Origin of the sequence: Demequina rhizosphaerae (genome assembly GCF_000971255.1) — a bacterium.
GTDB lineage: Bacteria > Actinomycetota > Actinomycetes > Actinomycetales > Demequinaceae > Demequina > Demequina rhizosphaerae.
Genome location: NZ_BBMC01000002.1, coordinates 446,253 through 461,530 on the forward strand (window position 1 = coordinate 446,253; position 15,278 = coordinate 461,530).

15 protein-coding genes and 1 tRNA gene are annotated in these 15,278 nt (G+C 72.2%); 7 read left to right on the forward strand and 9 right to left on the reverse strand.

Annotated elements, in window-relative coordinates; genetic code table 11:
- Positions 1-41: 41 nt before the first annotated feature.
- A complete protein-coding gene (locus AOM07_RS02220) occupies positions 42-662 on the forward strand; it encodes a hypothetical protein (protein ID WP_156165626.1) in 621 nt (206 codons plus the stop codon).
- 5 nt (positions 663-667) lie between these two features.
- Here AOM07_RS02220 and pth read toward each other — a convergent pair whose 3' ends face one another.
- Complete coding sequence (pth, locus tag AOM07_RS02225) at positions 668-1,240, reverse strand: aminoacyl-tRNA hydrolase (protein ID WP_062310982.1); 573 nt, start codon at positions 1,238-1,240, stop codon at positions 668-670.
- A gap of 82 nt (positions 1,241-1,322) precedes the next feature.
- Entirely contained in the window at positions 1,323-1,928 is a 606-nt protein-coding gene (locus AOM07_RS02230) for a 50S ribosomal protein L25/general stress protein Ctc (protein ID WP_062310984.1), read from the reverse strand.
- Positions 1,929-2,105: 177 nt separating this feature from the next.
- Between AOM07_RS02230 and AOM07_RS02235 the strand changes: the two genes are divergently transcribed.
- Complete coding sequence (locus tag AOM07_RS02235) at positions 2,106-2,900, forward strand: DUF1206 domain-containing protein (RefSeq protein ID WP_062310986.1); 795 nt, start codon at positions 2,106-2,108, stop codon at positions 2,898-2,900.
- 1 nt (position 2,901) lies between these two features.
- Positions 2,902-3,648, forward strand: a complete 747-nt coding sequence (locus AOM07_RS02240; RefSeq protein WP_084830023.1) for a phosphatase PAP2 family protein — start codon at positions 2,902-2,904, stop codon at positions 3,646-3,648.
- A 19-nt stretch (positions 3,649-3,667) separates the two neighbouring features.
- Here AOM07_RS02240 and AOM07_RS02245 read toward each other — a convergent pair whose 3' ends face one another.
- Positions 3,668-4,720: a glycosyltransferase family protein gene (locus AOM07_RS02245; protein WP_062310988.1), complete on the reverse strand. Its 1,053-nt coding sequence runs from the start codon at positions 4,718-4,720 to the stop codon at positions 3,668-3,670.
- A complete protein-coding gene (locus tag AOM07_RS02250) occupies positions 4,720-7,221 on the reverse strand; it encodes a sodium-translocating pyrophosphatase (protein WP_084830024.1) in 2,502 nt (833 codons plus the stop codon). Before AOM07_RS02250 ends, AOM07_RS02245 begins: the two co-directional genes overlap by 1 nt.
- 260 nt (positions 7,222-7,481) lie before the next feature.
- Between AOM07_RS02250 and AOM07_RS02255 the strand changes: the two genes are divergently transcribed.
- Both AOM07_RS02255 and AOM07_RS02260 read left to right on the forward strand, forming a co-directional pair.
- Positions 7,482-8,021 (forward strand): RNA polymerase sigma factor, encoded by a 540-nt coding sequence (locus AOM07_RS02255; protein WP_062310990.1) that lies wholly within the window; start codon positions 7,482-7,484, stop codon positions 8,019-8,021.
- Complete coding sequence (locus AOM07_RS02260; protein WP_062310992.1) at positions 8,018-9,331, forward strand: hypothetical protein; 1,314 nt, start codon at positions 8,018-8,020, stop codon at positions 9,329-9,331. The genes AOM07_RS02255 and AOM07_RS02260 overlap by 4 nt, the downstream gene beginning before the upstream one ends.
- A gap of 73 nt (positions 9,332-9,404) precedes the next feature.
- Here the strand turns inward: AOM07_RS02260 and AOM07_RS02265 are convergent, their stop codons facing one another.
- The 3 genes from AOM07_RS02265 to AOM07_RS02275 all read right to left on the reverse strand — a co-directional run bounded on the left by AOM07_RS02265 (position 9,405) and on the right by AOM07_RS02275 (position 12,246).
- Positions 9,405-10,385, reverse strand: a complete 981-nt coding sequence (locus tag AOM07_RS02265) for a ribose-phosphate diphosphokinase (protein WP_062310994.1) — start codon at positions 10,383-10,385, stop codon at positions 9,405-9,407.
- On the reverse strand, positions 10,382-11,920 hold the full coding sequence (gene glmU, locus AOM07_RS02270) for a bifunctional UDP-N-acetylglucosamine diphosphorylase/glucosamine-1-phosphate N-acetyltransferase GlmU (protein WP_156171776.1): 1,539 nt from the start codon (positions 11,918-11,920) through the stop codon (positions 10,382-10,384). The genes AOM07_RS02265 and glmU overlap by 4 nt, the downstream gene beginning before the upstream one ends.
- A 254-nt stretch (positions 11,921-12,174) precedes the next feature.
- Positions 12,175-12,246: transfer RNA gene (locus tag AOM07_RS02275), tRNA-Gln, on the reverse strand.
- Between the two features lie 108 nt (positions 12,247-12,354).
- Between AOM07_RS02275 and AOM07_RS02280 the strand changes: the two genes are divergently transcribed.
- Together AOM07_RS02280 and mscL are read left to right on the forward strand one after the other, a co-directional pair.
- Positions 12,355-12,951: a TetR/AcrR family transcriptional regulator gene (locus AOM07_RS02280; protein WP_062310997.1), complete on the forward strand. Its 597-nt coding sequence runs from the start codon at positions 12,355-12,357 to the stop codon at positions 12,949-12,951.
- A 106-nt stretch (positions 12,952-13,057) separates the two neighbouring features.
- A complete protein-coding gene (gene mscL, locus AOM07_RS02285; RefSeq protein WP_062310999.1) occupies positions 13,058-13,483 on the forward strand; it encodes a large conductance mechanosensitive channel protein MscL in 426 nt (141 codons plus the stop codon).
- A 5-nt stretch (positions 13,484-13,488) separates the two neighbouring features.
- On the opposite strand, the gene AOM07_RS02290 is transcribed toward mscL, so the two are convergent.
- Entirely contained in the window at positions 13,489-14,421 is a 933-nt protein-coding gene (locus AOM07_RS02290) for a 4-(cytidine 5'-diphospho)-2-C-methyl-D-erythritol kinase (protein WP_062311002.1), read from the reverse strand.
- On the reverse strand, positions 14,418-15,275 hold the full coding sequence (gene rsmA / locus AOM07_RS02295) for a 16S rRNA (adenine(1518)-N(6)/adenine(1519)-N(6))-dimethyltransferase RsmA (RefSeq protein WP_369401193.1): 858 nt from the start codon (positions 15,273-15,275) through the stop codon (positions 14,418-14,420). The genes AOM07_RS02290 and rsmA overlap by 4 nt, the downstream gene beginning before the upstream one ends.
- Positions 15,276-15,278 lie beyond the last annotated feature (3 nt).

Consider the following 15,278-nt stretch of genomic DNA (forward strand, 5'->3'; position numbering starts at 1 on the left):
GGGGACGATGCGCGTCCGGGACTTTCCGTAGAGTGGAGAACGTGGACACGCAGGCCCTGGAGCCGATGCACGCCGAGGAGCTCGTCTCCGGCGCGGTGCTCGAGCAGCGCCACCTCGACGGCGGCATCCTCGGCGACCTCGAGGCGCACGCGGTCGAGCTGCTCGAGTGCATGTTCAGCGACTGCCAGGGCGGCGAGTGCCGGCTGCCCAACCTGCGCGTGACCGGCACCACGATGCTCGGCTCGTCGTTCGCGACCCTCGCCACGCCGGGGGCGAGCGTGTTCTCCGGCCGCGTCGAGGGCGTGCGCATCGGCGCGCTGCTCATGGACGGCGCCGACGTCTCCGTCCACAAGATCGTCGCGTCGCGGATCGACGTGCTGTCGCTGCGCGACGCGAAGGTGCGCCGGCTCGAGATCGTCGACTCGCAGATCGGGCTGCTCGACCTCACCGGCTCGCGCCTCAAGGAGGTGTCCGTCGTGGGCGGCTCGATCGAGGAGCTGGTGCCGTCGCGCGGCGACGTCGACGGCTTCGACGTGTCGCGCACGACGCTCGGCCGCGTGGTGGAGGCGGCCGGCCTGCGCGGCGTCACGCTCTCCGTGCAGCAGGCGATGGAGCTGGGGCCGGACCTCGCGCGCCACCTGGGCGCGCACCTCGTCGACTGACGGGCTCAGCCCTTCGTGTGGAACCTCATCTGCGCGGCCTCGACGCCGTGCTCGAGGATCGCCTCGACGGCGTCCGCCGCATCGTCCACGAGGAACGGCAGCTCCTTGCGCTCGGTCGCGGAGAACGGCTTGAGCACGAACGTGGCCGCCTCCATGCGACCCGGCGGGCGGCCGATGCCGACGCGCACCCGCACGTAGTCGGGCGTGCCGAGCGCCTTGGTGACGTCCTTGAGGCCGTTGTGGCCCGCGGAGCCGCCGCCGCGCTTGATCTTCACGGTGCCGAAGGGGATGTCGAGCTCGTCGTGGATGACGATCACGTCCGTCGGCGGGACGGAGTGGTACTTCGCGAGCGACGAGGTGGGACCGCCGGACACGTTCATGTACGACATCGGGCAGCCGATGACCACGGGCCCGCCCGCGAGCCGCACGGTCGCGTTGCGGGTGTGGGTCTTCTTGGAGACGGAGAGGGACGATGCGCCGCGGCGCGCCAGCTCGTCGATCACCATCTGACCGATGTTGTGGCGCGTCTCCGCGTACTCGGGACCCGGGTTCCCCAGGCCGATGACCAGGCTCGACACTCGCTCCTCCTCCGACTGCTCGTGAGACGACGACGCCCGGCCCGCCCACAGTCGGGCGAGCCGGGCGAGCATCGGTGTGAGACTACTCCGCGGCGGTCTCGGCGGCCTCGGCGGCGGGGGCCTCCTCGGCCTCCTCCTCGGCGCCGGCGCCACGCGGGACGGAGATGGTGACGACGGTGATGTCACCGTCGGTCACGAGCGAGGCGCCCTTGGGGAGCTCGACGTCCTTGGCGTGGATGACCGCGCCCTCCTCGAGGCCCTCGATCGAGACCTCGACGGACTCGGGGAGGTGGGTGGCCTCGGCCTCGAGCTGCAGCGTGGCGTGCTCGACGACGTGGATGGTGCCCGCGAAGGACTCGCCGGTGACGTGCACGGGGACGTCGACGGTGATCTTCTCGCCCTTCTTCACGAGGAGGAGGTCGACGTGCTCGATGATGCGGCGGACGGGCTCGATCTGGACGTCCTTGGCGATCGCGAGCTCCGACGAGCCGTCGAGCTCGATGGTGAGGAGGGCGTTCGAGTGCTTGAGCGCCATCATGGTCTCGTGGCCCGGGAGCAGCACGTGGACCGGGTCGGTGCCGTGGCCGTAGAGGACCGCGGGGATCTGGTGGGCGGCGCGGGCGCGGCGGGCGGCGCCCTTGCCGAACTCGGTGCGCGTGGTGGCGGCGAGCGTGAGCTGGTCGGACATGCGATTCTCCTCTTGCGTCAGATGGGGCCACGGCAAGGCAGGGCATCTCGCATCTGCCGCGTCGATCACGGAGAGCCCGAGGGCCTCCCTCGCCGAGGAACCGGACAACTATACCTGGCCGGGGGGACGATGCGCCAGCCGAGGAATGCGGCCGCGACGAGGATGGTTGTGCCCGGCATGACGTCGACATCGAGCAGTCCCCGCTCCGGCACGACAGGCGACATCTGGGAGAAGGCGGCCCGCACGGGCTACGCCGTCTCCGGAGTCCTCCACGTGGTCCTCGGCTTCCTGATCGTCAAGATCGGGCTGGGGGCGAACGCCGAGGCCGACCAGAGCCACGCGCTCGCGAGCCTCGGCCACAACCCGCTCGGCACGGTGCTGCTCGCCGCGGCGGCGATCGCGTTCCTCGCGCTCGCGCTGTGGCAGGCCGCCGATGCGCTGAGGTCCGACGAGGACGCGATGGACCGTCTCAAGGCGGCCGGCAAGGCAGTCCTTTACGCGGCGCTCGCCTTCACGTCCGCGTCGATCGCGATGGGGTCCTCCGCGGGCAACGGCGACCAGAAGGCGCAGGGCTTCGCCGGCACGCTCATGCAGGCGCCCGCCGGGCGCCTGCTCGTGGGGGCCGTCGGGCTCGGCATCATCGCCGGCGCCGGCTACCACGTGGTCAAGGGCGTGCGGAGGAAGTTCCTCGAGGACCTCCGCGCGCTGCCCGGGCACGAGCACCTGGGGAAGGGCGTGACCGGGCTCGGCATCGTGGGCTACACGGCCAAGGGCGTCGCCCTGCTCGTCGTGGGCATCCTCTTCGTCTCGGCGGCCCTCACCGCGAACCCGGACAAGGCCAAGGGCGTCGACGGCGCGGTCGAGTGGCTGCTCGGCGCGCCCGGCGGCCCGGTGGTCGTCGTGCTCGTCGGCCTCGGCTTCGCCGCGTACGGCCTGTACTCGTTCGCCCGCGCCCGCTACGCGAGGATGTGACGTGAGCCGCGGACCGGGCGCGACGCCGCCCGCACCTCGAGACCTGCCGCGTGCGCTCGCGCGCCGCGTGCTCCTGCCCACCGCGCTGCTGTGGGTCGCCGTCGTCGGCGTGGGGTTCGCGCTGGCGGAGGTCCCCGAGAACGGCCTCAACGAGCGGCTGGTCGAGCTGCGCGTCCCGGCGCTGGACTCCGTGACCGCCTTCGTGTCCGGCTCGGCCTCGACGATGGTGGTGATCTGCACCGCGATCGTGGTGTCCGCCCTCGTGTGGTGGACCTCCCGGCGATGGTGGCTCGCGATCGTGCCGCTCGTCGCGCTGGCGCTCGAGGCGGCCGTGTTCCTCACGAGCTCCCTCGTCGTCGGGCGCGAGCGCCCCGACGTCGACCAGCTCGACCACGCTCCCCCGACGTCGAGCTTCCCCAGCGGCCACACCGGCGCGGCCACGAGCGTGTACCTGTCGTTCGCGCTGCTCGCCACGCGCATCCGGAACGGCGTGCTGCGCGTCACGGTGATCGTCGCCTGCGCGGCCATGCCGGTCGCGGTCGCGCTCAGCCGCGTCTACCGCGGCATGCACCATCCCACCGACGTGCTCGCCGGCCTCGTGGTCGGCGGGACGTGCGCGCTGATCGCGTGGACGTGGATGCCCGAGCGGACGGGCGAGGCGGCGTCCGACGCGGCGTCCGACGCGCGCTCCGCGGAGGGGTCCGAGGCGACCTCCGCGCCGGCGGACGGCATCTCCGCCACCCGCTGACGCATCGTCCCCGCGCGCGTCACGGCTCAGGGAACCACCGCCGGACCGCGGTGGCGAAGCGGTCCTCGAACTGCGTGTCGTCGTGGCGTCCGCGCAGCCAGGCCACGAAGTCGCCGCCGGCCACCGCGTCGAGCTCGCGCCGGCAGCCCGCGGGGTCGGTGACCGCTCGGAGCAGCTGCTCCTCGGCCTGGGCCGCGTCCGCGTAGAGCAGCGGGTACCCGTCGGGCAGCAGCGCTCGCGCCCACGGGCGGTCGGGGAACACGCCCACCGCGCCCGCCACCATCGCCTCGACGTACTCGAGTCCGTAGGACTCGTCCCGCGCGGTCGCGAGGAAGGCCGTCGTGCGGGCGAGCCGGTAGTAGTAGTCCTCACGGGTCGCGGTGAGCGGACCCACCCAGGCCCAGTCCTTGCGCGACAGGCGGATCGCCTGCTCGGAGATGAGGTGCGACTCCTGCAGGCGCATCTCGACCCGGATGGGCGTCCGGCGCCGCACGCGCTCGACCACGTCGAGGAACAGCCGGGGCTGCTTGCGCTCCGACAGCCGGATCGCCGGGTAGAGCACCACGGGCACGGCCGGCTCCTCGCGCGGCTGCACGTGGTCGAGCCGGATCCCCAGGTTCGACCACTCGATCCTGGCCCGCTCCGCCAGCTGCGGCACGGTGAGCGCGAAGACGATCTCGCGGACCTCCGTCGCGGTGCGCTGCGAGTTCGCGAAGGTGGGGAACAGCGCGCACGACAGCGCGAGCGAGGCGCGCTCGACGGGACGCGTGAACTGCGAGGTGTTCCACCACACGAAGTTCATGATCCGCGGCTCCGCGCCGCTCGCGGCGAGCGTGCGCCACACCATCGGCGAGCTCACCACGTCCATGTTCACCACCACGGTCTCGCGGGGGTCGATCAGCTCGAGCGGGACCACGTCGAAGCCGTCCGCGCGCTGAGCGCGCGGGCCGACGAGCGCCGACCCGGGGAAGAGCCGCTGGAGGCGCCGCACCAGGGTCGCGCCCGCATCGTGCCCCGCGACGCGACCGTCCGCGACGGTGAGGCCGTCGTGGACGATCGCGACCGGGTGCATCAGCCGATCCGCTCCGCCGCGCGCGCGGGCGTCGGGGCCTCGGGCGCGGGCTCGAGGTCCGCCCCCTCGGGCTCGGCCTCGAGCGACGCCTTGATCCGCATGCCGTAGAAGGACCGATGGACGAAGAAGGCGGACACCACGAAGAAGCCGGCCGCGAGCGAGTAGACGAGCGCGTGGCTGCCCTGCTCGGCCATCCCGACGGCCAGCTCGACCGCGAGGAGCCCGAACAGCGTCGTGAACTTGATGACCGGGTTGAGCGCCACCGAGGACGTGTCCTTGTACGGGTCGCCGACCGTGTCGCCCACGATCGTCGCGTCGTGCAGCGCGGTGCCCTTCGCGTGGAGGTCGACCTCGACGATCTTCTTGGCGTTGTCCCACGCGCCGCCCGCGTTCGCCATGAAGATCGCCTGGTAGAGGCCGAACAGCGCGATCGAGATGAGGTAGCCGATGAAGAAGTACGGCTCGACGAAAGCGAAGGCCAGGGTCGCGAAGAACACCGCGAGGAAGATGTTGAGCATGCCCTGCTGCGCGTACTGCGTGCAGATCTCGACCACGCGGCGCGAGTCCTCGGTCGAGGCCTTGGTCTCCCCGTCGAGCCGGATGGTGTCCTTGATGTACTCGACCGCCCGGTAGGAGCCGGTGGTGACCGCCTGGATCGAGGCGCCGGTGAACCAGTAGATGGTCGCGCCGCCGGCGATGAGCCCCAGCAGGAACGGCGGGTGGATGAGCGAGAGGTTCTCGATGCCGGTGGTGAGGCCGTCGGTGAGCGCGATGATGATCGAGAAGATCATGGTCGTCGCCCCCACCACCGCCGTGCCGATGAGCACCGGCTTCGCCGTCGCCTTGAACGTGTTGCCCGCGCCGTCGTTCTCCTCCAGCATGCGCTTCGCGCTCTCCCAGCGCGGCGCGAAGCCGAAGTCCCGCTCCACCTCCTCGGAGATGCCCTCGAGCTCCTCGATGACGGACAGCTCGTAGACGCTCTGCGCGTTGTCGGTGACCGGGCCGTACGAGTCGACCGCGATGGTGACGGGGCCCATGCCCAGGAAGCCGAAGGCGACCAGGCCGAACGCGAAGACCGCGGGCGCGAGCATGACCTCGTCGAGCCCCATCCCGGAGATCAGGTACGCGGCACCCATGAGCGCGACGATCGCGATGCCCAGCCAGTAGCCGGAGAAGTTGCCCGCGACCAGGCCGGACAGGATGTTGAGCGACGGGCCGCCCTCGCGCGAGCTCTTCACCACCTCGCGCACGTGGCGGCTGCTGGTCGAGGTGAACACCTTGACCAGCTCCGGGATGAGCGCGCCCGCGAGCGTGCCGCAGCTGATGATGGTCGCGAGCTTCCACCACAGGCCGTCGCCGAGGTCGCCGATGAGCCACGCCGCGCTGAGGTACGTGGCGGCGATCGACACCGCCGAGGTGAGCCACACGAGCGAGGTGAGCGGGCTCTCGAAGTTCATGCGGTCGGCGTCGCGGTAGCGGCGCCGGGCCCACGCATCGTTCGCCACATAGGACAGCGCCGAGGCGATGAGCATGACCGCGCGGACCGCGAAGATCCACACCAGGAGCGTCGCCTGGAGGCCCGGGTCGTGGACCGCGAGCAGCAGGAACGTCACGAGCGCGACGCCGGTGACGCCGTACGTCTCGAAGCCGTCCGCGGAGGGGCCCACCGAGTCGCCGGCGTTGTCGCCGGTGCAGTCCGCGATGACGCCCGGGTTGCGCGCATCGTCCTCCTTGATCTTGAAGGCGATCTTCATGAGGTCCGAGCCGATGTCGGCGATCTTCGTGAAGATGCCGCCCGCGATGCGCAGCGCGGCGGCGCCGAGCGACTCGCCGATCGCGAAGCCGATGAAGCACGCGCCCGCGATGTCGCGCGGCAGGAACAGCAGGATCACCAGCATCATCAGCAGCTCGAGCGAGATGAGCACCATGCCGATGCTCATGCCCGCCTGGAGCGGGATGCGGTGGACCGGCAGCGGCCTGCCCTCGAGCGCCGCGAACGACGTCCGCGAGTTCGCGTACGTGTTGACGCGGATGCCGAACCAGGCCACCGAGTACGAGCCCGCCATGCCGATGAGGCTGAACGCGATCACCACCGCCACGCGTCCCCACGAGAACCCGACGAGGACGCCGTAGTAGAGGACGATGACCGCGGCGATGACCCCCCACAGCGCCAGCAGGAACTTGCCCTGCTGGATGAGGTACGCCTTCGAGGTCGCGTAGATGAGCTCGGACACCTCGCGCATCGAGCGGTGCACCGGGAGATCGCGGATCCGTCGCAGGACGGCGACGCCGAAGACGAGCCCGAGGACCGTCACCAGCAGGCCGACCATGAGGAGCGCGGTCCCCGAGAGGCCTCCGCCGACCGTGACGCCCGACAGGTCCGGCAGCTCGAGGCTCGCCTCCCCGCCATCGATGTGGCCGCCGCAGCCGGACAGCGCGAGCGCGCCGGCGCCGATGAGGCCAGCGCGCGCGACAGTGGACAGGTTCCGCCTTTGGAACATTCTTACCCCTGGAAGATGCCGGTCTGGGGACCTCCTGGCAGGCTAGGGCGACCCGGCCGTGACCGCGGGTGACCTTGGGCCTAGGCGGGGACGATGCGACGGGCGCCCGGGCTCGCGAGCGCCGGCCCGCCGCGGGGGCGTGTGAGTTCACGCACACCCGGGCGCGCGGAGGCGGGCGATGCGCGGGAGCGCTGGAAGACTCGCCCCCAACCGATCGGGGCGTGGCTCCGTTGTGGGGTCATGACTGGGGGTACAGGACGATGACGGTCACGTGGGAGCCGATGCTCCACGAGCTCGCGAGCCAGCGCATGGGCCGGCTGCTCGCGTTCGCCACCATGCTCGCCGGCCCCACGCTCGCGGACGACCTGGTGCAGGACGCCGTCGTCGCGGTGTTCTCCAAGAACCGCCGCTTCGACAACCTCGCGCAGGCCGAGCAGTACGTGCGCCGCGCGGTCGCGACCAAGTACATCGACTCGCTGCGCAAGGACAAGGCCGACCGCGAACGGATGCGCCGCTACGCCGCCGGAGAGATCCTGCCCGACCCCACCGACCGCATCGTCGCCTCCCACACCGTCGACGACGCCCTCGCGCAGCTCCCGCCCCGCGTCCGCGCGTGCGTCGTGCTGCGCCACCTCGAGGACCTGTCCGTGCGCGAGACCGCCCACACCCTGGGCCTGTCGGAAGGCGCCGTGAAGAGGTACGTCTCCGACGGCCTCAAAACCATGAACGCCTACCTCGGCACCGGCTACCGGGACGTCGAGACCGAGACCGCCACCATGACCGAGAGGAGCGCACGATGAACGAGCTGCGCGACATCCTCCACCAGCGTCACCACGACATGGCCGCGTCCCTGCGCCACGCCCCCGAGTTCGACGAGACCGCCGCCGTGCGCTCCGTCCGCTCTCACCGCCGCGGGCGCGCGATCGTGATGGGCTCCAGCTCCCTCGCCACGGTGACCGTGCTCGCCGCGGGCGCGTGGCTGCTGCTCGCGCCCGGCCAGCCCGACGTCGCGCCGGCGATCACGCCCTCACCGTCGGTGTCGGCGTCGCCGACGCCCGAGGCGTCCGCGTCGGCGACGCCATCGCCCGAGCCCGTCTCGTACGAGGGCCGCAACCCCGGCATGAGCGACGGCGAGGCCTACTACCGGGCCGAGCACCCGGCGACCGGCGAGGTCTGGCTGCCGGAGCCCGTCGAGGTCGAGGCGCCCGACGCGCTCTCCGAGTACGGCGCCGAGCGCTGGTGGCACGTCGGCGACCGCGACGATGCCGCGATCCTCGTGCCCACCGGCTTCTACCTGGAGCTCGCGATCGTCGAGGTCGCCTACGACGGCACCGTGACGGAGGTGGCCGCCCCGCTGCCGAGCGATCCCGCTCCGAGCGGCAGCACCCGGACGGGTCTCCCCGCATCGGAGGTCTACTACGACTCGATGGCGCTGCCGGCGACCTTCACCGGTCCCGACGGCCTCACCATGAACCCCAGGGAGAGCGGCCGGTTCGTCCTCACCTTCGACGGCGGGCTCGAGGGCCCCGGATACGAGCAGGTCGCCTCCGTCGGAGCCTCCGAGGTGGTCCGCAGCAGCTCGAGGTGGGACTGGTCCTACGAGTCGCACTTCGCCCAGTTCGACGACTACGACCCCGAGAGCCCCGACGTCGTCGCTGCGCGGGCGGTCGACTCGGTGGTGCTCGACCGCATCGAGAGCGTCAACTACTTCCTCGAGCACCCGTTCGGCTTCGGCGTCGAGATCTCGCTCGACCCGCTCGCCACCGACGGCCTGAGGAACGACGACCGCCACTACGTGGACCTCATGGATCTCGCATGCGGCGGCGTCTACGAGTACGGCGCCCTCGACACCCAGGCGGATCCGGCCGACTGGACCGAGGTCGGGGGCTCGAACGGCATCCCCTGGTACGCGCCCACGGTCGACAACGACCTCGCGCACGCGTTCTACGACTTCGCCGCCACCCACACGCTGGGATGGCTCGCGGATGCAGGGGTGCGCTCCTTCGAGGACTATCTCGAGCAGCGCATGATGCTCGGCACCCCGGCCGCGGACGGCTACGGATGGTGGGTGACGGTCCGCAGCGAAGGCTCGATCCGCCAGGGCTGCTGACACGCGAGAACGGGGCCCGCGCATCGTCCCGATGCGCGGGCCCCGTCCGCGTGAGGCGTGAAGCCGGGAGGGCTCAGACGCCGCCGTCGAACAGCGAGGTGACCGAGCCGTCGTCGAAGACCTCGCGGATGGCGCGCGCGATGAGCGGCGCGATCGACAGGATGGTGAGCTTGTCGAACTGCTTCTCCTCGGAGATGGGCAGCGTGTCCGTGATGATGACCTCGGAGACGCCCGACTTCGAGAGGCGGTCGACCGCGGGGCCCGAGAGCAGGCCGTGCGTCGACGCGACGATGACGTCCTTGGCGCCGTTCTCGAACAGCGCCTCGGCGGCCTGGACGATGGTGCCGCCGGTGTCGATCATGTCGTCGACGAGCACACAGGTGCGGCCCTGGACCTCACCGACGAGCTCGTGGACCTTGACCTGGTTGGGGACCGAGGGGTCGCGGCGCTTGTGGATGATCGCGAGCGGGCAGCCGAGGTGGTCGGACCACTGGTCGGCGAGGCGCACGCGGCCGGCGTCCGGCGACACGATGGTGAGGTTGCCCGGCGAGGTGCGGCTCTTGACGTAGTCCGCGAGCATCGGCATCGCCCACAGGTGGTCGACGGGGCCGTCGAAGAAGCCCTGGATCTGCGCGGTGTGGAGGTCGACCGACATGACGCGGTCCGCGCCGGCGGTCTTGAAGAGGTCCGCCATGAGGCGCGCCGAGATCGGCTCGCGGCCCTTGTGCTTCTTGTCCTGGCGCGCGTAGCCGTAGCTCGGGATCACGACGGTGATCCGCTTGGCCGAGGCGCGCTTCATCGCGTCGACCATGATGAGCTGCTCCATGATCGCCTCGTTGATGGGCGCCGCGTGCGACTGCAGGACGAACGCGTCCGCACCGCGCACGGACTCGCCGAAGCGCACGTACAGCTCGCCGTTGGCGAAGGTGTACGCGGTGGTCGGCAGGAGGTCGATCCCGAGGTTCTTCGCGACCGCCTCGGCGAGCTCCGGGTGCGCCCGGCCGCCCGCGAGGACGAGACGGCGCTCGCTCGGGTTCGAGATCACGGCATTCATGCTTCTCCCTTGTGGTCGGCGGCCGCGGCCGCTCGCTCCTCCTGTGCCCCCGACGATAGACCGCGGGAGTCGTCTGCGTCCTGTGCAGCACGTGCGGCGGCGGCCGACGGCGTGCCCGGGCGGCGCCGCTCGACCCACCCCTCGACCACCTGCTGCGAGACCGCGTTGAGCGCGAGGGCTCCCGCGGGCACGTCGTGACGGATGATCGCGCCGGCGCCCGTGTAGGCGCCGTCGCCGATCTCGACGGGCGCGATGAGCGTGTTGTCGGAGCCGATGCGCACGTGGTCGCCCACGCGCGAGCTCGACTTCGTCACGCCGTCGTAGTTGACGAAGATGGAACCCGCGCCCACGTTGGAGTGGTCGCCGACGGTGGCGTCCCCCACGTAGCTGAGGTGCGGCACCTTCGAGTGCGCCCCGATGGTGGCGTTCTTGGTCTCGACGAACGCGCCGATCTTGCCCTCGTCGCCCAGCACGGTGCCTGGGCGGAGGTAGGTGAACGGGCCGACGGTCGCGCCGGCGCCGATCGTCGCCAGCGAGCCGTGGACGCGGGTGACGGTCGCGCCCTCGCCCACCTCGACGTCGGTGAGCGTGGTGTCGGGGCCCACGGTCGCGCGGGCGGCGACGTGCGTCGCGCCGTGGAGCTGGGTGCCCGGCAGGAGCGTCGCGTCCGCCTCGAGCACGACGTCCGCGTCGATCCACGTGGTGGCCGGGTCGACGACGGTCACGCCCGCGCGCATCCAGCCGTCGACGATGCGGCGGTTGAGGGCCGCGCCCGCCGCGGCGAGCTGCACGCGGTCGTTGACGCCCTCGACGGCGGAGGCATCCGGCGCGACGAGCGCGCCCACGCGGCCGCCGGCCTCGCGGGCGAGGGCGAGCACGTCGGTGAGGTAGAGCTCGCCCTGCGCGTTGTCGGTGGTGAGGTGCGCGAGCGCGTCGCGCAGGCCGGCCGCGTCGAAGACGTAGATGCCGGCGTTGATCTCGCGGATCGCGCGGACCTCGGCGGGGGCGTCCTTGTGCTCGACGATGCGCAGCACGGCGCCGTCCGTGCCGCGGACGATGCGGCCGTAGCCGGTCGCGTCGGGCACCTCGGCGGTGAGCACGGTGACGGCGTTGCCCTGCTCCTCGTGCGCGGCCACGAGCGAGCCGAGCAGCGCGCCGTCGACGAGCGGCACGTCGCCGCTGGTGACGACGACCGAGCCCTGGACCTGGTTGTCGAGGACCGCCCGGTCCCCGATCGCGCCCGCGGCGACCGCGGCGGCCACCGTGGTGGCGTCGAGGGTCGACAGCCCGCAGCGCACCGCGCTGCCGGTGCCGGGGACCTCGTCCTGGTCGGCGATGAGCGCGTGCGGCGCGACGTCGCCGATGTGCGAGGCGACGGCCTCGCGCTCGTGGCGGACCACCACGACGGTGCGCCCGGGGTCGAGCTCGGCGGCGGCGGCGAGCGCGTGCGCGACGAGCGAGCGGCCCGCGATGCTGTGCAGCACCTTCGGGGTGGCGGACCTCATCCGGGTGCCCGCCCCTGCGGCCAGGATCATCACGGCTGCGGGTGGGGTCGGGGTCACCGGTTCTCCTCACACGTGGCTCACCCCCGTGACGGGGGCATGACGGCTGTACTCGCCAAGTCTAACGTTCGGTGAACGCCCTGATGTGCCCGCATCGTCCCGGGCCCCACGACGACTCGCAATGACACTTGTGACGCATGTGGACGCGCGTGACGGCCGGGACCGCCGCACGGGACGATGCGCGTCCCACCGGCCACATCCGTCATCGGGAATCGCCGGGGATGCGGCTCCGCCCAGAGGATTCGAACCTCTACCGCAGGGCTCCAAAGGCCCGCATGCTGCCGTTACACCAGGGCGGAACGGGGCGGCGGCCGCACGGCTCGCCGCACCCGGGCGTCAAGTCTGCCAGGATTCACGGCACACTTGAGCCTGTGACCATCGAACCCCGCCGCAGCCCGCGCTCCCGCATGACCGCGAGGGAGCGCCGCGAGCAGCTGCTCACGGTGGGCCGCGCGCTGTTCGCCGAGAAGGGCTTCGAGGGCACCTCCGTCGAGGAGATCGCGTCGCGCGCGGACGTCTCGAAGCCGGTCGTCTACGAGCACTTCGGCGGCAAGGAGGGCATGTACGCCGTCATCGTCGACCGCGAGGTCGAGGCGCTCCTGGGCGCCCTCACCGGCGCGCTCGCGCAGAAGGCGCACCCCCGGCAGCTGGTCGAGCGCGCGGCGCTCGCGCTGCTCGGCTACATCGAGGACTCCCCCGACGGCTTCCGCATCCTCGCCCGCGACTCGCCGGTCGCGCAGGCCTCCGGGACCTTCTCGTCGCTGCTCGGCGACGTCTCGGCTCAGGTCGAGGGCCTGCTCGGCGACCAGTTCCGCAAGCGCGGCCTCGATCCCGCGGTCGCGCCCGTGTACTCGCAGATGCTCGTCGGCATGGTCGCCCTCGCGGGCCAGCACTGGGCGGAGGTGCGCGAGCCGTCGAAGCAGGTGGTCGCGGCGCACCTCGTCAACCTCGCCTGGAACGGGCTGTCCTCGCTCGAGCGCCGCCCGGACCTGCCCTCCGCGTAGCCGCCCCGCGCATCGTCCCTGGGAATGCCCGGGCACCCGCGGGTGTCGTAGTGGGCGGACAGGACGCCCGCCGGGGCGTCCTGCGCGTCTCAGGGGAGGGATCGCCATGCTCAAGGGCTTCAAGGACTTCATCACGCGGGGCAACGTCATCGACCTCGCGGTCGGCATCATCATCGGCGCGGCCTTCACCGCGGTGGTCACCTCGCTGGTCGACAACGTCATCAACCCGCTCATCGCCGCGGTCTTCGGCAAGCCGGACCTGTCCGACGTGTGGGTGTGGACGCTCAGCAACGGCGGCACGCCGGCCGACACGGCGGACGATGCGGTGCTGAGCATCGGCGCGTTCCTCACCGCGATCATCAACTTCCTCATCATCGCGGCGGCGATCTACTTCGTCATCGTGATGCCGCTCAACAGGCTCGCCGAGCGCCGCAAGGCCGGCGAGCCCGCGCCCGACGAGCCCGTCTCCCCCACCGAGGTGCAGCTGCTCACCGAGATCCGCGACGCGCTCCGGGACAAGCCGACCGTCTGAGCGGCTCAGTCCTGCACGAGCAGCGTGCCGGACGCCGGCCCCGAGGCCGTGACGACGGCGTCGCAGGTCTTCGACGCCTTGAGGTGCGCCGCGATGGCGAGGGCGTGCTGGCGGGACCGCGCGAGCGCGGCGACCGTGGGGCCCGAGCCGGAGACGATGGCGCCGCAGGCCTCGGCCGCCTCGGCCGCGTCGAGCACGTCCTCGAGGCGCGGCATGAGCGCGAGCGCCGGCCCCTCGAGGTCGTTGAGCAGCGACTGCCCGAGCGCGACCGCGTCGCCCGCCATGAGGGCGCGCATGAGCGGGGGGTCGATGTCGAGGTCGGAGGGCGCCTGCTCGCGCGAGTCGATGCGGCGGTCGTACTCGGCGAAGACCTCGGGCGTGGACAGCCCCGACGCCTGGGTCGCGAGCACCCAGTGGAACTCGCCGTGCGACATCACGGGCGTGAGCTCGTCGCCCCGGCCCATGCCGACGGCGGTGTGGCCGTGGAGGCTGAACGGGACGTCGGCGCCCAGGCGGGCGGCGAGCTGCGCGAGCTCGCCGCGGGTCGCGCCGGTGTCCCACGCCTCGGCGCAGGCGACGAGCGCGGCCGCCGCGTCCGCGGAGCCGCCGGCCATCCCGCCGGCGACGGGGACGCCCTTGACGATGCGCAGGTCGACGCCGTCGGCGATGCCGAACGTGCGCGCGAGCAGCTCCGCGGCCTTCCACGCGAGGTTGGTGCGGTCGAGCGGGACGCCGGACGCGTCGATGGGCGAGCCGGCGGCGACGTCGACGGCGAGCGTGATCTCGCCGTCCGTGCGCGGCGTGGCCTCGACGATCTCCCACAGGTCGAGGGCCTGGAACACCGTGACGAGCGGGTGGTAGCCGTCAGCGCGGGGCGGGCCCACGGTGAGCTGAAGGTTCACCTTCGCGGGCGCCTTCGCGCGGACGGTGCGGGTCATGACCCCAGACTGCCAGAGGCGAGCGCCTCGGCGATGGCTGAGAAGTCCTCGATGGTGAGCTGCTCGCCGCGGGTCAGCGGCTCGATGCCCGCCTGGCGCAGCGCGGCCTCCGCGGCCGCCGCGGAGCCGGCGATGCCGGACAGCGCGCCGCGCAGGGCCTTGCGGCGCTGGGCGAACGCCGCGTCGACCACGGCGAACACCTCCTCGCGGGTCGCGGTGGTCGCGGGCGGCTCGCGCCGCTCCATGAGGACGAGGCGGCTGTCGACGCGCGGCACGGGCCAGAACACGGCGCGGCCGACGTCGCCGGCGCGGCGCACGGCGCAGTACCAGGCGGCCTTCGCGGACGGCACCCCGTAGGTGCGCGAGCCGGGCGGGGCCGCGAGCCGGTCCGCGACCTCGGCCTGGACCATGACGAGCACCCGCTCGAGGGTCGGGAAGATCTCGAGGAAGTGCAGGATCACCGGCACCGAGACGTTGTACGGCAGGTTCGCGACGAGCGCGCGGGGCGGCGACGGCAGGGAGTCGACCTTCAGCGCGTCCTGGTGGATGACGTCGAAGCGCGCGGCGTCGTCCGGCGCGCGCTCCGCGACGGTGCCGGGCAGCGCGGACGCGAGCACCGGGTCGATCTCGACCGCGGTGACGTCCGCGCCCGTCTCGAGCAGCGCGAGCGTGAGCGAGCCGAGGCCGGGCCCCACCTCGACGACGCGGTCGCCGGGTCCCACCCCCGAGAGGCGCGCGATACGGCGCACCGTCCCGGCGTCGACGACGAAGTTCTGGCCCCACTTCTTGTGGGGAGCGGTGTCGAGCGACTGCGCGAGGTGGCGGATGTCGGTGGGACCCAGGAGGTGCGCCACCGG